Source organism: Pseudomonas sp. IT-P294 (assembly GCF_949767865.1).
Lineage (GTDB): Bacteria > Pseudomonadota > Gammaproteobacteria > Pseudomonadales > Pseudomonadaceae > Aquipseudomonas.
This window is the reverse complement of record NZ_CATKQW010000058.1, coordinates 95,654-111,650: the sequence shown is the minus strand read 5'-3', so window position 1 is coordinate 111,650 and position 15,997 is coordinate 95,654. Positions and strand designations below refer to the sequence as shown.

Genomic DNA, 15,997 nt, shown 5'->3' with positions numbered 1-15,997 from the left:
GCGCCTCGCGCACCTTGCTGACGGGGTGCGGACATGAGCGAATCCACCGAACGTAAAGGCATCCAACTGACCCGCGCCCTCAAGAGCCGGCACATTTTCATGTTGTCGCTGGGCGGCGTGATCGGCACCGGGTTGTTCATGGGCTCCGGCGTGACGATCAACCAGGGCGGACCGGTGGGGGCGATTCTGGCCTACCTGGTCGCCGGTTTCCTGATGTACCTGGTGATGGTGTGCCTGGGCGAATTGTCCGTGCAGATGCCGGTCTCCGGTTCGTTCCAAACCCACGCCACCAAATTCATCGGGCCTGCCACCGGTTTCATGATCGGCTGGGTGTACTGGATGAGTTGGGCGACCACCGTAGGGCTGGAGTTCACGGCAGCGGGCATGCTGATGGTGCGCTGGTTTCCGGCGGTGCCGATCTGGTACTGGTCGGCGTTGTTCGTGGTGGTGCTGTTCGGCCTGAATGCGTTGGCGACGCGTGCTTTCGGTGAGGCGGAATACTGGTTCTCCGGGATCAAGGTCGCGGCGATTCTCGGTTTCATCGTGGTCGGTGTGCTGGTGATTTTTGGCGCGATCCCGCTGACCAGTGGCGCACCGGCGCCGATGATGACCAACCTGATCGGCGACTCACTGTTCCCCAACGGCCTGTCGGCGGTGTTCGCGGTGATGATGACCGTGGTCTATGCCTTTCAGGGGTGCGAGATCATGGGCGTGGCCGCTGGCGAAACCGATCAGCCGGAAAAAAGCATCCCGCGCGCGGTGCGCAACGTGGTGTTTCGCGTGTTGATTTTCTATGTGCTGGCGATTGTGGTGCTGTCGGCGATTGTGCCGTGGCAGCAGGCCGGGTTGATGGAAAGTCCGTTCGTACAGGTGTTCGACATGGTCGGCATTCCCTATGCCGCGGACCTGATGAACTTTGTGATTCTCACCGCGATTCTTTCCGTCGGTAATTCGGGCCTGTATGCCTCTACGCGGATTTTGTGGGCTATGTCGAAGACGGGTATGGCGCCCAAAAGCCTGTCTCCGCTGAGCAAGCGTGGGGTGCCGCTGCGGGCGCTGAGCATCACGTTGTGTTTTGCGTTGGTGTCGTTGATGACCAGTTTTGTTGCGGCAGACACGCTGTTCATGGTGTTGATGGCGGTGAGCGGGATGTCGGGCACGGTGACCTGGATTGTGATTGCGCTGGCGCAGTACAAATTCCGCAAGGCTTATCTGCGTGATGGCGGCAAACTCAGTGATCTGAAATACCGTGCGCCGTGGTTTCCGCTGTTGCCCCTGACGTGCATTGCGCTGTGCTGTTCGTTGTTTGTGTTTTTGGCGCTGGATGAGACGCAGCGACCTTCGTTGTATTGGGGGTTTGGGTTTATTGCGCTGTGTTATGGGGCGTATTTCCTGATTCATCGCAAGCGTTCGGTGGTTTTGGCGCCGAGTGCTGTTTGATTGGTTGTGTGTATATCCGTTGAGGGGCTAACGGAGCGGGTCACTTGGAAGAGCACCAAGTAACCAAGCACTTTCGTGATCGTTCCCACGCTCTGCGTGGGAATGCCGCCGGGGACGCTCTGCGTTCCGCTGTCGACACCAGGCTTGAGTCTTGCTCAAACCGCCGCTACCGCAGAAACGGATATGCCCCCCAATCCCAATCCCTTGTCCCCAGTTGTTCAAAGTTGTAACAGCCCCATCCCTACAACGCCCCTCATAAAAAATAAACCGTTTAAAACCAATAACTTAAAGTGAATTTCAAGCTGTTACAGCCAAATCGGTCACAGATTGCCGCCTTGCTGAACACTCGTTTAGTATGGCCTCAAGTCGCATCACCTCATGCCAAACACAATAATTCGAGGATTCGCATGACTACTCACTCTTCTCTGCTCAGCCAGGTCGAAGCCGGCGTGGCCTGGATCACCCTCAATCGCACCGCCCAGCGCAACGCGCTGGACATCCCGACCCTGAAAAACCTGCACGCCTTGCTCGACCAGTTCAACACCGATCCCGCCGTTCGAGTCGTCGTACTCACCGGCAGCGGCCGCAGCTTCTGCGCCGGCGCCGACCTCGCCGAATGGGCCGAAGCCGAAGCCCGTGGCGCCCTCGAAACCTATGGCTGGACCGAAACCGCCCACGCGCTGATGAGCCGTTTGTACAGCCTGGAAAAACCCACCATCGCCGCCATCAACGGCACCGCCGTCGGCGCCGGCATGGACCTGACACTCTGCTGTGACCTGCGCATCGCCGCGCAATCGGCGCGATTCAAGGCCGGCTACACCAGCATGGCCTACTCGCCGGACGCCGGAGCCAGTTGGCACCTGCCACGCCTGATCGGCACCGAACAAGCCAAACGCCTGCTGTTTCTCGACGAGTTGTGGGGCGCCGACCGCGCCTTGGCGGCCGGCCTCGTTGGCGAAGTCTGTGCCGATGAACAACTGCTCGAAGTGACGACTGAACTGGCCTCGCGCCTGGCCAGCGGCCCGACATTCGCCTTCGCCCAGACCAAAAAACTCATGCGCGAAGGCGCCCAGCGCAGCCTGCCGGAGCAACTGCAAGCCGAGCTCGCCGCCGGTCTGCTCTGCGGTCGCAGCGAAGACGGTGCGGAAGCCTTACGCGCCTCCATCGAAAAACGCCCGGCGAAGTTTGCCGGCAAATAAGCCCGCCGCTCCCCAACCCGTGAACGAACAACAGGTAGCCCCATGAATTTCCAACTGACCCAAGAACAAGAAATGTTGGTGGACGCGGTACGCAGCTTTGTCGCCAAGGAACTGCTGCCGCATGAGGAAGCGGTCGACCGCGCCGACGAAGTTTCCCCGGAGCTGGCAGCGCAGATTCGCGGCAAGGCCATCGCCGCCGGTTTCTATGCGTTCAACATGCCGGAAGAAGTGGGCGGTGGTGGTCTGGATTATGTGTCCCAGGCGCTGATCGAGCGTGAGCTGTCGAAGGTTTCATGGGCGCTGCATGTGTTCGTCGCGCGGCCGTCGAAAATCCTCATGGCCTGCACCGGCGATCAGATCAAGGACTATCTGTTGCCGTGCATCCAGGGCGAGAAAATCGATTGCTTCGCGCTGACCGAGCCGGGCGCCGGTTCCGATGCCAACGCGATCAAGACCCGCGCCGTGCGCGACGGCGATGACTTCGTTCTGAATGGCAGCAAGCACTTCATCAGCCACGCCGGGCACGCCGATTTCGCCATCGTTTTCGCCGTCACCGACACCTACGAGCACAACGGCAAACAGCGCAACGCCGTGACCTCGTTCCTGGTCGACCGCGACACGCCAGGCATGACCATTCGCCGTGGTCCCAAGTGCGTGAGCAACCGTGGTTACCACACCTTTGAGATGTTCTTCGATGACTGCCGCGTGCCGGCCAACAAAGTGTTGGGCGAGGTCGGCAAGGGCTGGGACGTGGCCAACGCCTGGCTCACTGCCGGGCGCGTAATGGTCGCCGCCAATTGTGTCGGCCAGGCGCAACGTGCGCTCGACGTGTCGCTGCAATGGGCGGCGGATCGCAAGCAATTCGGCCAACCGATCGGCACCTATCAGGGCATCTCGTTCAAGCTCGCCGACATGGTCACGCAGATTCGCGCCGCTGAACTGCTGACCCTGCACACCGCCTGGAAAATGGACCAGGGCAGCATGACCGATGGCGAGGCTGGCATGGCCAAGCTGTTCGCCAGTGAAGTGCTCGGCAAGGTCGCCGATGAGGCGGTGCAGATCTTTGGCGGCATGGGCCTGATGGATGAATGTCCCGTGGAACGCATCTGGCGCAACGCGCGGATCGAGCGGGTCTGGGAAGGCACGTCGGAGATCCAGCGCCACATCATTTCCCGTGAATTGCTGCGGCCGCTGTTGCGCTGACCGGTCTGGAGATTTCCCATGTCGCAGATGATTCGTGACAACCTCAAACGCCTGCTCGCGCCACGCAACCTGGCGTTTGTCGGTGGCCGCAGCATGGCCCGGGCGCTCAAGCGCTGCGCCGAAGGTGGATACCTTGGGCAGATGTGGCTGGTCAATCCGCAACACGACAACCTTGAAGGTGTGCCGTGTGTGCGCAGCATCGCCGAGTTGCCGTGTGGTCCGGACGCGGTGTTCATCGCGACCAACCGCGAGCTGACCCTGACCTGCGTCGCCGAACTGGCCGCGAAGGGCGCGGGCGGCACCATTTGCTACGCCTCAGGCTTCGCTGAAACCGGCGCCGAAGGCCTGGCGTTGCAGCAGCAGTTGCTCAATGCCGCCGGCAGCATGGCGCTGCTCGGCCCCAACTGCTACGGCTTGCTCGACTACCTGCACAGCGCCGCGTTGTGGCCGGTGGCCCATGGCGGCAAAGCGGTGGAGAAGGGCGTCGCGGTGCTGACCCAGAGCGGCAACTTTGCCTACAACCTGTCGATGAGTGACCGCTCGCTGCCGGTGGCCTACATGGCGTCGGTCGGCAACCAGGCGCAACTGGGCATCGCCGAATTGATGGACGTGTTGCTTGATGAGCCTCGCGTCACGGCCATCGGCTTGCACCTCGAAGGTTTGAAGAATGTTCCGGGTTTCGCGCGCGCCGCGCACAAAGCGCTGGAAAAGGGCATCCCGATCATCGCCCTGAAAACCGGCGTGTCGCAGATTGGTGCCGAGTTGGCGCTCAGTCACACCAGCTCGCTGTCGGGTTCGGACGCTCTGTACGACAGTCTGTTTGCGCGTCTCGGCGTGATCCGCGTCAGCGGCCCGGTGAGCTTTGTCGAAACCCTGAAAGCGGCAGCGTGCGGCAAGCTACCGTCGGGCAACAGCCTGATCGCGCTGGCCTGTTCCGGCGGTGACGCCGGGCTGATTGCTGACTACGCCGAACGCAACGAACTGAGCTTGCCCAAACTCGACGAAGGTCAGCGTGAAGAACTCGCGCAGGTGCTGCCGAGCTACGCCAATCTGGTCAATCCGCTGGATTTCACCACCGCGATCTGGGGTGACGGCGAGGCCCTGAACCGTATGCTCGACAGCGCCCTGCGCACCGAAGCGGATGCGGCGATGCTGGTGCTCGATTACCCGTCGGAATACACCGGCGAACGCAAGGAATGCGACCTGCTGCTGGAGCTTTACTGCGCCGCCCTGGTCCGGCACGGCAAGACCGGTTTTGTCACCTCGGCGTTCCCGGAACTGCTGCCGGCCCACGCTCGCGAACGCTTGCATGCCCAAGGCGTGGCGGCGCTGCAAGGTGTCGAAGACGGCTTGGCCGCGTGGGGCCGGATCGCTGGCTATCAACGCAATCGCCAGGCGTTGCTGGCGCTCGGTGAATCGGCGCTGGTGCCGCTTTGTCCGCAAGCGTTGGTCGGTGAAGGTCGTTTGCTCAACGAGTGGGATTCGAAAACAGCCTTGCGCGCCTTTGGCCTGCCGACGCCCAACGGCGTGTTGAGCACCCCGGAAAAGGCGCTGGCCGATGCCAAGGCCCTGGGTTATCCGTTGGTGCTCAAAGCGGTGAGTGCGCAACTGCCGCACAAAACCGAAGCCGGCGCCGTGGCGTTGAATCTCAAAGATGAAGCGGCCCTGAGCGCGGCGCTGACAAAAATGCGCGCCAGCATTGCCGCGTACGCACCACAGGTGCCGTTCGATCAGGTCCTGCTGGAGCCGATGGCGACACCGCCCTTGGCTGAATTGATCGTCGGCATCAAGCGCGAAAACGACTTCGGCCTGGCGCTGGTGATTGGTGCCGGTGGGATTCTGGTGGAGTTGCTCAAGGACAGTCGCAGCCTGCTGTTGCCGACCACCGACGGTGCCATTCGCAATGCCGTGTCGAGCCTGCGCAGTGCGGCGTTGCTGCAAGGTTTTCGCGGTCGCGAAAGTGCGGACCCGGACGCGCTGGTCGCGGCGATCCGTGCGGTGGCCGATTACGCCTGCGAGAACGCCGGGCAATTGCTTGAACTCGATGTGAACCCATTGTTGGTCGGTGCCCATGGCACGACTGCGGTCGATGCGTTGATTCGCCTCGGCCACGAGTGAGGAAGTGAACATGCAAACCACAACATTGACCGGCGGCCAGGCCCTGGTGCGTCTGTTGGCCAACTACGGCGTCGACACCGTGTTCGGTATTCCCGGCGTGCACACGCTGGAACTGTATCGCGGCCTGCCTGGCAGCGGCATCCGCCACGTGCTGACCCGTCACGAGCAAGGCGCGAGTTTCATGGCCGACGGCTATGCGCGCGTCAGTGGCAAACCGGGCGTGTGCTTCATCATCACCGGCCCCGGTGTGACCAATGCCGCGACCGGTATCGGCCAGGCGTATGCCGACTCGATTCCGATGCTGGTGATTTCCAGCGTCAACCACACGGCCAGCCTCGGCAAGGGCTGGGGTTGCCTGCACGAAACCCAGGATCAGCGCGCCATGACCGCGCCGATCACGGCGTTCTCGGCGGTCGCGCTGAGCACAGACGACTTGCCTGAATTGATCGCCCGCGCCTACGCGGTGTTCGACAGCGAGCGTCCGCGTCCGGTGCACATCTCGGTGCCGCTCGACGTGCTGTCGGCGAAAGTCAGTCGCGACTGGAGCAACGACGTGGTGCGTCGCCCAAGCCGTGGCGCCGCCTCAAGTGCCGCGCTGGATGAAGCCGCGAGCAAACTGCAAAACGCTAAACGGCCGATGATCATTGCCGGTGGCGGTGCGTTGAATGCGCAACACGCCTTGCAAGAAATCAGCACCCGACTCGCCGCGCCGCTGTTCACCAGCGTCGCCGGCAAAGGCCTGTTGGCGCCTGACGCACCGCTGAACGCCGGTTCGACTCTGTGCGTGGAACCCGGCTGGCAATTGATCGCAGAGGCCGATGTGGTGCTGGCCGTGGGCACTGAAATGGCCGACACCGATTTCTGGACCGAGCGCCTGCCGCTGACTGCACAGCTGCTGCGCGTCGACATTGATCCGCGCAAGTTCAACGACTTCTATCCCTGCGCAGTGGCGTTGCACGGCGATGCACAGCAAACCCTGGCCGGTCTGCTGGAGCGGTTGTCTTTCTCAGCTCGTGACGCCAGCGCAGCGACCGCGTCCGTCGCCAAACTGCGTGAAGCGGTGAAAAACAGTCACGGCCCGTTGCAGTCGATCCATCAGGCGATTCTCGAACGAATTGCCGCCGAACTGCCGGACAACGCGTTCATCAGCACTGACATGACTCAACTGGCCTACACCGGCAACTACGCCTTCAACAGCCTGGCGCCTCGCAGCTGGTTGCACCCGACCGGCTACGGCACGTTGGGTTATGGCTTGCCGGCCGGCATCGGCGCTAAGTTCGGCGCGCCGCAACGGCCGGGGCTGGTGCTGGTGGGCGATGGCGGTTTCCTTTACACCGCGCAGGAACTGGCCACCGCCGTCGAAGAGCTGGACAGCCCGCTGGTGGTGTTGCTGTGGAACAACGACGCGCTCGGGCAGATCCGCGACGACATGCTTGGCCTCGATATCGAGCCGATTGGCGTGCTGCCGCGCAACCCGGATTTCGCTGCCCTCGGTCGCGCCTTCGGTTGCACCGTGAGCCAGCCGCAAAGCCTGGCCGAGTTGCAAACCGACTTGCGCCACGGCTTCAAGCGCAACGGCGTGACCCTGATCGAACTCAAGCATGCGTGCGCGCACTGACTTTCAATTTCCGGCTGAGGTATCGCCATGCGCTTTTCCGATCTGACTCAACGTATCGCCGGTGATGGTGCCGCCGCGTGGGACATCCATTACCGCGCCCTGGCGTTGCAGGAACAGGGTGAAGACATTTTGCTGTTGTCGGTCGGCGACCCGGATTTCGACACGCCAGTGCCGATTGTGCAGGCCGCCATCGACAGCTTGTTGGCGGGCAACACCCACTACGCCGACGTGCGTGGCAAGCGTGCGTTGCGTGAAAGCATCGCCCGGCATTACGGCCAACGCAGCGGCCAGCAGGTCTCGGCGGATCAGGTCACGGTGCTGGCCGGCGCGCAATGTGCGTTGTTCTGCGTCGCCCAATGCGTGCTCAATCCAGGCGATGAAGTGCTCGTCGCCGAGCCGATGTACGTGACCTATGAAGCGGTGTTCGGTGCGTGCGGCGCGTTGGTGGTTCCGGTGCCGGTACGCTCCGAGAACGGCTTCCGGGTGCTGCCCGAAGACGTCGCCGCGCGCATCACGTCGCGCACTCGGGCGCTGGCGCTGAACAGTCCACACAATCCTTCGGGCGCCAGTTTGTCGCGCGACACCTGGCTCGCGTTGTCGAAGTTGTGCATCGCCCACGACCTGTGGCTGATTTCCGATGAGGTCTACAGCGAGTTGCTGTTCGACGGCGAACACGTCAGCCCGGCGAGTTTGCCGGGCATGGCCGAGCGCACCGCGACGCTTAACAGCCTGTCGAAATCCCACGCCATGACCGGTTGGCGAATCGGCTGGTCGATTGCGCCGCCATCCTTGGCCGCGCACCTGGAAAATCTCGCGCTGTGCATGCTTTACGGTTTGCCGGACTTTGTTCAGGACGCCGCGGTGGTCGCGCTCGAAAGCAATCTGCCGGAGCTTGAGGCGATGCGCGAAGCCTATCGCCAGCGCCGTGATCTGGTGTGCGAATCCCTGGCCGATTGCCCCGGTGTGCGCGCGTTGAAACCCGATGGCGGGATGTTCGTGATGGTCGATATCCGCGACACCGGTCTCAGCGCCCAAGCGTTTGCCGACCGCTTGCTCGACCGTCACGGCGTGTCCGTGTTGGCCGGTGAAGCGTTCGGTCCGAGCGCCGCCGGGCACATCCGTCTGGGCCTGGTGTTGGGTGAGGAGCCGTTACGTGACGCTTGCCAGCGCATCACCCGTTGCGCCACTGAATTGCTGGAGGCCCAGGTCTATGCATAACCACAAGATGCTGTTTATCGATGGCCGCTGGCAAACCCCGTCGGGGCAGGGCATCGCCGAGGTGATCAACCCGGCCACTGAAGAAGTGACCGGTTCGGTGCCCTTGGGCGATGAGCGCGATGTCGACAACGCGGTGGCCGCCGCACGCCGTGCTTTCGGTCCTTGGTCGCGCACGCCATCAAGTGTGCGCGCCGGCTACATCCGCGCACTTGCCGAGCAGTTGCGCGTGCGGGCCGACGAGATGGCCGCAGTCATCACCGCTGAACTGGGAATGCCGGTGCAATGGTGCCGTTCGGTGCAAGTCGACGGGCCGATCCTCGGACTTGAGCAGTACGTCGAACTGGCAGGCCTGATGGACGAAGTGCGCGAAGTCGGCAACTCGCTGATCATTCGCGAAGCGGTCGGCGTTTGCGCGTTCATCAATCCGTGGAACTACCCGCTGCATCAACTGATCGGCAAGCTCGCCCCGGCGCTGGCCGCCGGCTGCACCGTGGTGGTCAAGCCGAGCCAGGAAACTCCGCTGCACGCCTTTTTGCTGGCACAGATGATCGAGGCAATCGGCTTGCCGGCCGGCGTTTTCAATCTGGTCAGTGGACCTGGTTCGAAGGTCGGCGAAGCGCTGGCCAAACACCCGGACGTGGACATGGTGTCGTTTACCGGCTCCACCGGTGCCGGGGTTCGCGTGGCGCAAGCGGCGGCGCCTTCGGTCAAGCGCGTGTGCCTGGAGCTGGGCGGCAAGTCACCGTTGTTGATCGCCGAGGACGCCGACCTGGCCGCCGCCGTGCGCTACGGCGTGCAGGACGTGATGATCAACTCAGGCCAAACCTGCACCGCGCTGACCCGCATGTTGTTGCCCGCCAGTCGTTACGTCGAGGCCGTGGAACTGGCCATCGCCGAAACCCGAAGCCTGCGCATGGGCGATCCGCTGGACCCGCAAAGTTTTCTCGGGCCGATGTGTTCGGCAGCACAACGGCGCACCGTGCGCGACTACATTCAGGTCGGTCAACAGGAAGGCGCACGCCTGGTGTGTGGCGGCGACATCGCTGACGAATACGAACGCGGTTACTACGTCAGCCCGACGTTGTTCGCCGACGTCGACAACCGTATGCGCATCGCTCAGGAAGAAATCTTCGGCCCGGTGCTGTGCCTGATTCCTTATGCCGATGAAGCGCAGGCAATCCAGATCGCCAACGATTCACCGTTCGGTTTGTCCAGCGGCGTGTGGGCCGGCAGCCCTGAGCGTGCCTTGCAGTTGGGGCGCCGGCTGCGCGCCGGGCAGTGCTTCCTCAACGGTGCGGCGTTCAATTATCAGGCGCCGTTCGGTGGCTACAAACAATCGGGCAATGGCCGTGAATGGGGCGAAGAAGGGCTCAACGAGTTTGTTGAAGTGAAGGCGATCCAGGTGTGACCGTTGACGATTCAAACGATCTGCGCACCGGGCCTTGGCCCGGTGTTTTACGTGGTTTCAAACCGGTCATTCATTACTCACCGCGCAGCGCCATTTTCACGCCACCGCATCAGGATTACACCGGGCTGTTGTTTTCATCCGAACCGCAGATGGACCCGGACTGGCTCGACCGGTTACTGGCATCGCGCGCGTTACCTTCTTCAAACTCCACACTTGTAAACGTTTAAGGAATTGTCATGAAAGTACTGATTGTCCACGCTCACCCGGAGCCGAAATCCTTTACTGCCGCCTTGCGTGACCAGGCTGTCACGACCCTGGAAGCTCAGGGGCATGAGGTACAGGTCAGCGACCTGTATGCGATGAACTGGAACCCGGTGGCCAGCGCCGATGATTTTTCGTCGCGGGAAAACCCGGAGTACCTGGTGTATGCGCTGGAGCAACGTCTGGGGGTGAAGAGCCAGTCACTGGCGCCGGACATCCAGCAGGAGCTCGACAAACTGTTATGGGCGGACCTGTTGATCCTCAATTTTCCGATTTTCTGGTTCTCTGCACCGGCCATGCTCAAGGGCTGGATTGATCGGGTGCTGGTATCCGGTGTCTGCTACGGCGGTAAACGTTTTTACGATCAGGGCGGATTGAGCGGCAAGAAGGCGCTGGTGTCGGTGACCCTGGGCGGACGCGAGCATATGTTCGGTGACGGCGCGATTCATGGTCCGCTGGAAGACATGCTGCGCCCGATTCTGCGCGGCACGCTGGCGTATGTCGGTTTTGATGTGCTGGAACCGTTCGTGGCGTGGCATGTGCCGTACATCAGCGACGAAGCGCGCAAGGATTTCCTGGTGGGGTATCAGGAGCGTCTTGAGCACTTGAGTGATGACCAGCCGATGCAGTTTCCGCGGTTGGCGCAGTTTGATGAAGCGTTGTATCCGTTGCCCCGTTGAAGGAGGCTTTTGGCCATAGTTTGATGGTGTTTTTTCGGGCCCTATCGCGGGCAAGCCCGCTCCCACAGGAATCTTGGATGAACACACGATTGTGTGGCCCCAGTAGATCCCTGTGGGAGTGGGCTTGCCCGCGATAGGGCCAGTGAATTCAACCTTAGATTTCTTTCACCGGCGTTTCACACTCAACCCCCTTGATCAACCCGATGACGTGCAGGCAATCCGCCTTGTTCACATACGATTCGCCACTGGCGATCGTCTCGTGATTCCCGGCCCTCAGGCGCCAGCGCCATTGGCCTTTTCCGGTGCTCGGGGTGCCTTTGGATTGTCTATAAATCTCGAAATACATACTGCTCGCTCCCTGCGATGAGTTATTGCGACAACCTGTGTGGCGCATCGAAGCAAGCCTAGCGGAGCAGGATTTTTTGGCCATCAAGCATGTGTTTCCAATAGTTTGAAGGCTTTTCCTACGGCGTAACCGGCCACGAATGAATGGCCAGAACCCCCGCAGTTTCGCCCTTGCATCACCACTCCCGGTCCTGCTTAATACGATTCGGCTCTCGGTGTCGAACATCTGCCGTCGACCCCGGATTGTAGAAAAATCACTATAAAAAAGAGCAATCAATTGACTCATCAGCACGGACCGCAACTGACCGGGCCTTTGGCGCTTTCGCTTGTCATCCCGGTCTTCAATGAAGCCGCGACGCTTGATGTATTCATCGCGCGGATCACTGACGTCTTCAAGGATCAGGCGCTGATCGCGCTGGAGATCGTGTTCGTCAATGACGGCAGCACTGACACAACGCTGGAGGTGTTGCTGGAGCGACAGAAGAGCGACTCGCGCATTCGTATCGTCGACCTGAGTCGCAATTTCGGCAAGGAAGCGGCCTTGACCGCCGGTTTGCAGACGGCGACTGGCCAGGCCGTGGTGCCGATCGATGCCGATTTGCAGGACCCGCCCGAAGTCATCCTTGAAATGATCGCCCGTTGGCGCGAAGGCTATGAAGTGGTGCTGGGCCACCGTGTGAGTCGCAAGACCGACTCCTGGGCCAAGCAAACCTCGGCCAACTGGTTTTACCGTCTGCACAACAGAATTGCCGAACAACACCTGCCGGAAAACGTCGGTGATTTCCGGCTGATGGACCGTTGCGTGGTCGATGCCTTGCAAACGTTGCCGGAGTCGCGGCGATTCATGAAAGGCCTGTTCGCCTGGGTCGGGTTTCGCAGCACTTACGTGGACTATGAGCGACCGGAACGTGTGGCCGGGACGACCAAGTTCAACGGTTGGCGCTTGTGGAATTTCGCCCTCGAGGGCATCACCAGTTTCAGCACGGAGCCGCTGCGCATCTGGACGTATCTGGGGCTGTTCGTTTCACTGATCTCTTTTTCGTTCGCCATCTTTATTGTGCTGCGCACCCTGATCTCCGGGGTTGATCTGCCGGGTTATGCCTCGCTGATGGTTGCCGTCACTTTTCTGGGCGGCCTGCAATTGATCGGCATCGGGGTGCTGGGTGAATACCTGGGGCGAACCTACATCGAGTCAAAACGTCGCCCGGTATATCTGGTGCGGCGTGTCTATGATCCCAAGGACTGAACCATGGATCTCAAGGAAACCGACATCCTCGGTTCAAGCATCGATCAGCATTGGTATTACGCCTCCAAGGCCGCAGCGACCATGCGGTTGCTGGGCACTACGCCGTACAAACGAATTCTCGACGTGGGCGCCGGTTCGGGGTTCTTTTCCCGGCATCTGCTGACTCATTCATCGGCGAGTGAGGCGTGGTGCGTGGACATCAGCTATGACGCCGATTCCGACGCCACAACCGGCGGTAAACCGGTGCATTACCGTCGCAGTATCGACGCAGTGGACGCCGACCTGGTGTTACTGATGGACGTGCTGGAGCATGTCGATGACGACGTCGGACTCCTCAAGGCCTATGTCGATAAGGTGCCGTCCGGCAGCCGTTTCCTGATAACCGTGCCGGCGTTTCAGTTTCTCTGGAGCGGGCACGACGACTTTCTCGAACACAAGCGTCGCTATACCCTTGCGCAACTGGAAGCGGTCGTCCGCAATACCGGTTTGACCGTGAAGCAGGGCACCTACTACTTCGGCCTGGTGTTCCCGATCGCGGCTGCCCTGCGCTTGTTGCCCAAAGGTGCACAACCGTCGCCACCGCGCTCGCAACTCAAGCAGCACCATCCACTGGTGAATACGATGTTGAAGACGCTGTGCAGCGTCGAGCTGCCGTTCATGGGCGCGAATCGCCTGGCCGGGTTGACGGTGTTTGTCCTGGCGCAAAAGCCGTGACGTCAGCCGAAAGATCCGCCTTGATCCAGCGCGGGCTGCGTTTTGCCGTGACCGGGTTGTTCGTCACGGCTTTGCATGCGCTGGTGGCCGTGTTGTTCATCAACTATGTAGCGCCATTACCGCCCATTGCCAATGGCGTCGCATTTGCCGTGGCGACCGTTGTGTCCTACCTGATCAATACCACCTGGAGCTTTTCCGCGCGGCTGCACGGCCGAACGTTGCTGCGTTTCATGATGGTATCGGGCGCCGGTTTTCTCCTGGCGATGCTGGTGGCCTGGGCCGCGCAAATGGCTGGTTTGCATTATTTGCTGGGTATTTGCGCGGTGGCGCTGACCATTCCGGCCTTCACCTTTGTATTGCATAACTTCTGGACGTACCGATGACCGACTCAGTCAAACGCCTGGCGATCAACCTGTTGCCATTGTTGATCGGTGTCATGGCCTTTTTCATTGTCATCGGACCTCGGGCGCTCAATCCGCAGAACATTGCGTGGCTGGGCAACGGAGACCCGGCGACGCATTACCTGGGGTGGGTTTTTTTCCGGCAGTCGCCGTGGACTTTTCCGATAGGACTTAACCCTTCCTACGGACTGGAGTTGGGCAACGGCATCATCTTTTCTGATTCCAATCCGCTGCTGGCCTTTGTGTTCAAACCGTTCGCCTCGCTTTTACCGACGCCTTTCCAGTATTTCGGCCTGTGGTTCCTGGCGTGCTTCGTTTTGCAGGCGTGGTTCGCGTGGAAAGTGGTGGGGCTGATGACCTCTCATGTCGCTGTGCGCGCGGTGAGCACAGCGTTGTTTCTCTTTGCTCCGCCGATGCTCATGCGCCTGCCGTTCCATTTGTCCCTGGGCGGGCATTTTCTGGTGCTGGCCTCGTTGTACCTGGGCCTGCATCCGCAATTGCGCCATCGACGATTGGCTTGGGGCTCATTGCTGGCGTTGGCTGCGTTGGTCCATGCGTACTTTCTGGCAATGGTTGCCGCGATCTGGATCGCAGACCTCGCAGCCGGCTACTTCAGGAAAAAACTGACGTTACAGTCTGCGGCCATTGAATTGATCGGGCTGTTTTCACTGGTCAGTTTTTGTTGCTGGCAGGCGGGCTATTTTTCGGTGGGCGGCGGCGCGGTATCCGATGGTTTTGGTATGTACGCCATGAACCTGCTGTCGCTGATCGATCCGGGCAATTGGTCCGGGCAGTGGTCCTACATCCTGAAAGATATACCCGGTGTTCAAGGGTACGGTGACGGTGAAGGGTTTCTCTTTCTGGGGCTCGGGCTGATCACCCTGGGGATTTGTGCGCTGGTGGGACTGCTTCAAGGCAACACCGGTTTTGCCCGGCGATTGGGGCACCGACCCATTTTGGTGGCGGCGCTGGTGGGGCTGAGCCTGTTCTCGATCTCGAATAATGTGGCGCTCGGCTCACTCGAATGGACCTATCCACTGCCAGCGTGGGTGATTTCGGTGGCCAATATTTTCAGGGCTTCAGGACGAATGTTCTGGCCGGTGTACTACGCAATCATCATCGCCATCATTTTCCTGGTCATTCGCGCCAACACGCCGCGCACAGCCTTGAGTCTGCTGTCACTGGCGCTGCTGATCCAGGTGCTGGACACCCATGCCGGCTGGGTAGGGGTTCGCAAGCAATTGATGGTGGCGCCGGCGTCGAAATGGGCATCGCCCATGGTCGATCCGTTCTGGGAAAGCGCTGCGGCCCATTACCGCAAGATTCGCTGGATTGTTCCGCAGAACCTGTCCCCGAAGTGGATGGCGGTGGCCGATTTTGCCGGTGCCCATGGCCTGGCGACGAATGCCGTTTACCTTGGCCGGATGGACACCGCCAGCTGGATTGAATCCGAGCAGGAAACGGCTCGGGCCATGGCGTCGGGCAAGTATGACGCCGACTCGTTGTACCTGCTCGACGAGCGTGCGCTGATCCAGTCGGTGAGAAACGTCGATACCCAAAAGGACCTCTTCGCCAGGATTGACGGCTTCACAGTGCTGGCTCCGGGGTGGAAACAGTGTGGCACGTGCTTGCAGGCGGCCTCGCAGATCGATCCGCTGGAGCTGGTTCCCGCTATCGAGCCCGGACAAAAAACGCTGTTCAATGACGCCAGCCTGGGTGGCAGGCTACTGGCCAAAGGCTGGTCCGAGACCGAACCCTGGGGCACCTGGTCGAAAAGTCCGGACGCCGAAGTGATGTTCCGGGTTCTGGCGCCCGTGCATTCGCTGCGTCTGGAAGCCACGGCGTTTCTCCCTCCTGGCCATGAGCGTCAGCGTGTCGTCATCAGCATCAATGACATGCCGGCCATCACCGCCCAGCTTGAGCAGGCCGATGGCAACCTCATCGAGATTCCCCTCACTGCCGAGATGCAAGAGCGGGTATCGAGTCAGGGAGTCTTGAGGCTGCAAATGCAGTTCGCTGATGCCGTCAGCCCAAAACAGTTCGGGCTCGGTCCGGACGTTCGGCAACTGGCGCTCGGCTTGAAGACGTTGACGGTCAATTAAGGGGGGCTGCACGTAGACGCCTTCCTCGGGCCTTTCTACACTGC

At 61.0% G+C, this 15,997-nt stretch carries 14 protein-coding genes; 13 read left to right on the top strand and 1 reads right to left on the bottom strand.

Annotated elements, in window-relative coordinates; all coding sequences use genetic code 11:
• Nucleotides 1-33 precede the first annotated feature (33 nt).
• The 9 genes from ACM6I0_RS29360 to ACM6I0_RS29320 all read left to right on the top strand — a co-directional run bounded on the left by ACM6I0_RS29360 (nucleotide 34) and on the right by ACM6I0_RS29320 (nucleotide 11,145).
• Nucleotides 34-1,440, top strand: coding sequence for an amino acid permease (locus ACM6I0_RS29360; RefSeq protein WP_285430004.1), 1,407 nt, complete (start codon nucleotides 34-36; stop codon nucleotides 1,438-1,440).
• A gap of 407 nt (nucleotides 1,441-1,847) precedes the next feature.
• A complete protein-coding gene (locus tag ACM6I0_RS29355) occupies nucleotides 1,848-2,639 on the top strand; it encodes an enoyl-CoA hydratase/isomerase family protein (protein WP_414923905.1) in 792 nt (263 codons plus the stop codon).
• Nucleotides 2,640-2,681: 42 nt separating this feature from the next.
• Complete coding sequence (locus tag ACM6I0_RS29350) at nucleotides 2,682-3,842, top strand: acyl-CoA dehydrogenase family protein (protein WP_090181263.1); 1,161 nt, start codon at nucleotides 2,682-2,684, stop codon at nucleotides 3,840-3,842.
• Between the two features lie 27 nt (nucleotides 3,843-3,869).
• On the top strand, nucleotides 3,870-5,960 hold the full coding sequence (locus ACM6I0_RS29345) for an acetate--CoA ligase family protein (RefSeq protein WP_414923980.1): 2,091 nt from the start codon (nucleotides 3,870-3,872) through the stop codon (nucleotides 5,958-5,960).
• Between the two features lie 10 nt (nucleotides 5,961-5,970).
• Nucleotides 5,971-7,578: a 5-guanidino-2-oxopentanoate decarboxylase gene (locus tag ACM6I0_RS29340; protein ID WP_414923904.1), complete on the top strand. Its 1,608-nt coding sequence runs from the start codon at nucleotides 5,971-5,973 to the stop codon at nucleotides 7,576-7,578.
• 27 nt (nucleotides 7,579-7,605) lie between these two features.
• Nucleotides 7,606-8,796 (top strand): pyridoxal phosphate-dependent aminotransferase, encoded by a 1,191-nt coding sequence (locus ACM6I0_RS29335; protein WP_414923903.1) that lies wholly within the window; start codon nucleotides 7,606-7,608, stop codon nucleotides 8,794-8,796.
• Nucleotides 8,789-10,204: an aldehyde dehydrogenase family protein gene (locus ACM6I0_RS29330; RefSeq protein ID WP_414923902.1), complete on the top strand. Its 1,416-nt coding sequence runs from the start codon at nucleotides 8,789-8,791 to the stop codon at nucleotides 10,202-10,204. The genes ACM6I0_RS29335 and ACM6I0_RS29330 overlap by 8 nt, the downstream gene beginning before the upstream one ends.
• Nucleotides 10,201-10,431: a hypothetical protein gene (locus ACM6I0_RS29325; protein ID WP_414923984.1), complete on the top strand. Its 231-nt coding sequence runs from the start codon at nucleotides 10,201-10,203 to the stop codon at nucleotides 10,429-10,431. The genes ACM6I0_RS29330 and ACM6I0_RS29325 overlap by 4 nt, the downstream gene beginning before the upstream one ends.
• Before the next feature lie 9 nt (nucleotides 10,432-10,440).
• A complete protein-coding gene (locus ACM6I0_RS29320; protein WP_414923901.1) occupies nucleotides 10,441-11,145 on the top strand; it encodes an NAD(P)H-dependent oxidoreductase in 705 nt (234 codons plus the stop codon).
• Nucleotides 11,146-11,299: 154 nt separating this feature from the next.
• Here ACM6I0_RS29320 and ACM6I0_RS29315 read toward each other — a convergent pair whose 3' ends face one another.
• Nucleotides 11,300-11,491 (bottom strand): YegP family protein, encoded by a 192-nt coding sequence (locus ACM6I0_RS29315; protein WP_090181275.1) that lies wholly within the window; start codon nucleotides 11,489-11,491, stop codon nucleotides 11,300-11,302.
• A gap of 276 nt (nucleotides 11,492-11,767) precedes the next feature.
• Between ACM6I0_RS29315 and ACM6I0_RS29310 the strand changes: the two genes are divergently transcribed.
• The 4 genes from ACM6I0_RS29310 to ACM6I0_RS29295 are packed head-to-tail and all read left to right on the top strand — an operon-like array spanning nucleotide 11,768 to nucleotide 15,953.
• Nucleotides 11,768-12,736, top strand: coding sequence for a glycosyltransferase family 2 protein (locus tag ACM6I0_RS29310; RefSeq protein WP_414923900.1), 969 nt, complete (start codon nucleotides 11,768-11,770; stop codon nucleotides 12,734-12,736).
• A 3-nt stretch (nucleotides 12,737-12,739) separates the two neighbouring features.
• Nucleotides 12,740-13,450 carry a class I SAM-dependent methyltransferase gene (locus ACM6I0_RS29305; RefSeq protein ID WP_414923899.1) on the top strand — a complete coding sequence of 237 codons (711 nt, stop codon included), beginning with the start codon at nucleotides 12,740-12,742 and terminating at the stop codon, nucleotides 13,448-13,450.
• Nucleotides 13,447-13,833 carry a GtrA family protein gene (locus ACM6I0_RS29300; protein WP_285429991.1) on the top strand — a complete coding sequence of 129 codons (387 nt, stop codon included), beginning with the start codon at nucleotides 13,447-13,449 and terminating at the stop codon, nucleotides 13,831-13,833. Before ACM6I0_RS29305 ends, ACM6I0_RS29300 begins: the two co-directional genes overlap by 4 nt.
• Nucleotides 13,830-15,953: a DUF6311 domain-containing protein gene (locus ACM6I0_RS29295; RefSeq protein ID WP_414923898.1), complete on the top strand. Its 2,124-nt coding sequence runs from the start codon at nucleotides 13,830-13,832 to the stop codon at nucleotides 15,951-15,953. Before ACM6I0_RS29300 ends, ACM6I0_RS29295 begins: the two co-directional genes overlap by 4 nt.
• The last annotated feature ends 44 nt before the right edge of the window (nucleotides 15,954-15,997 follow it).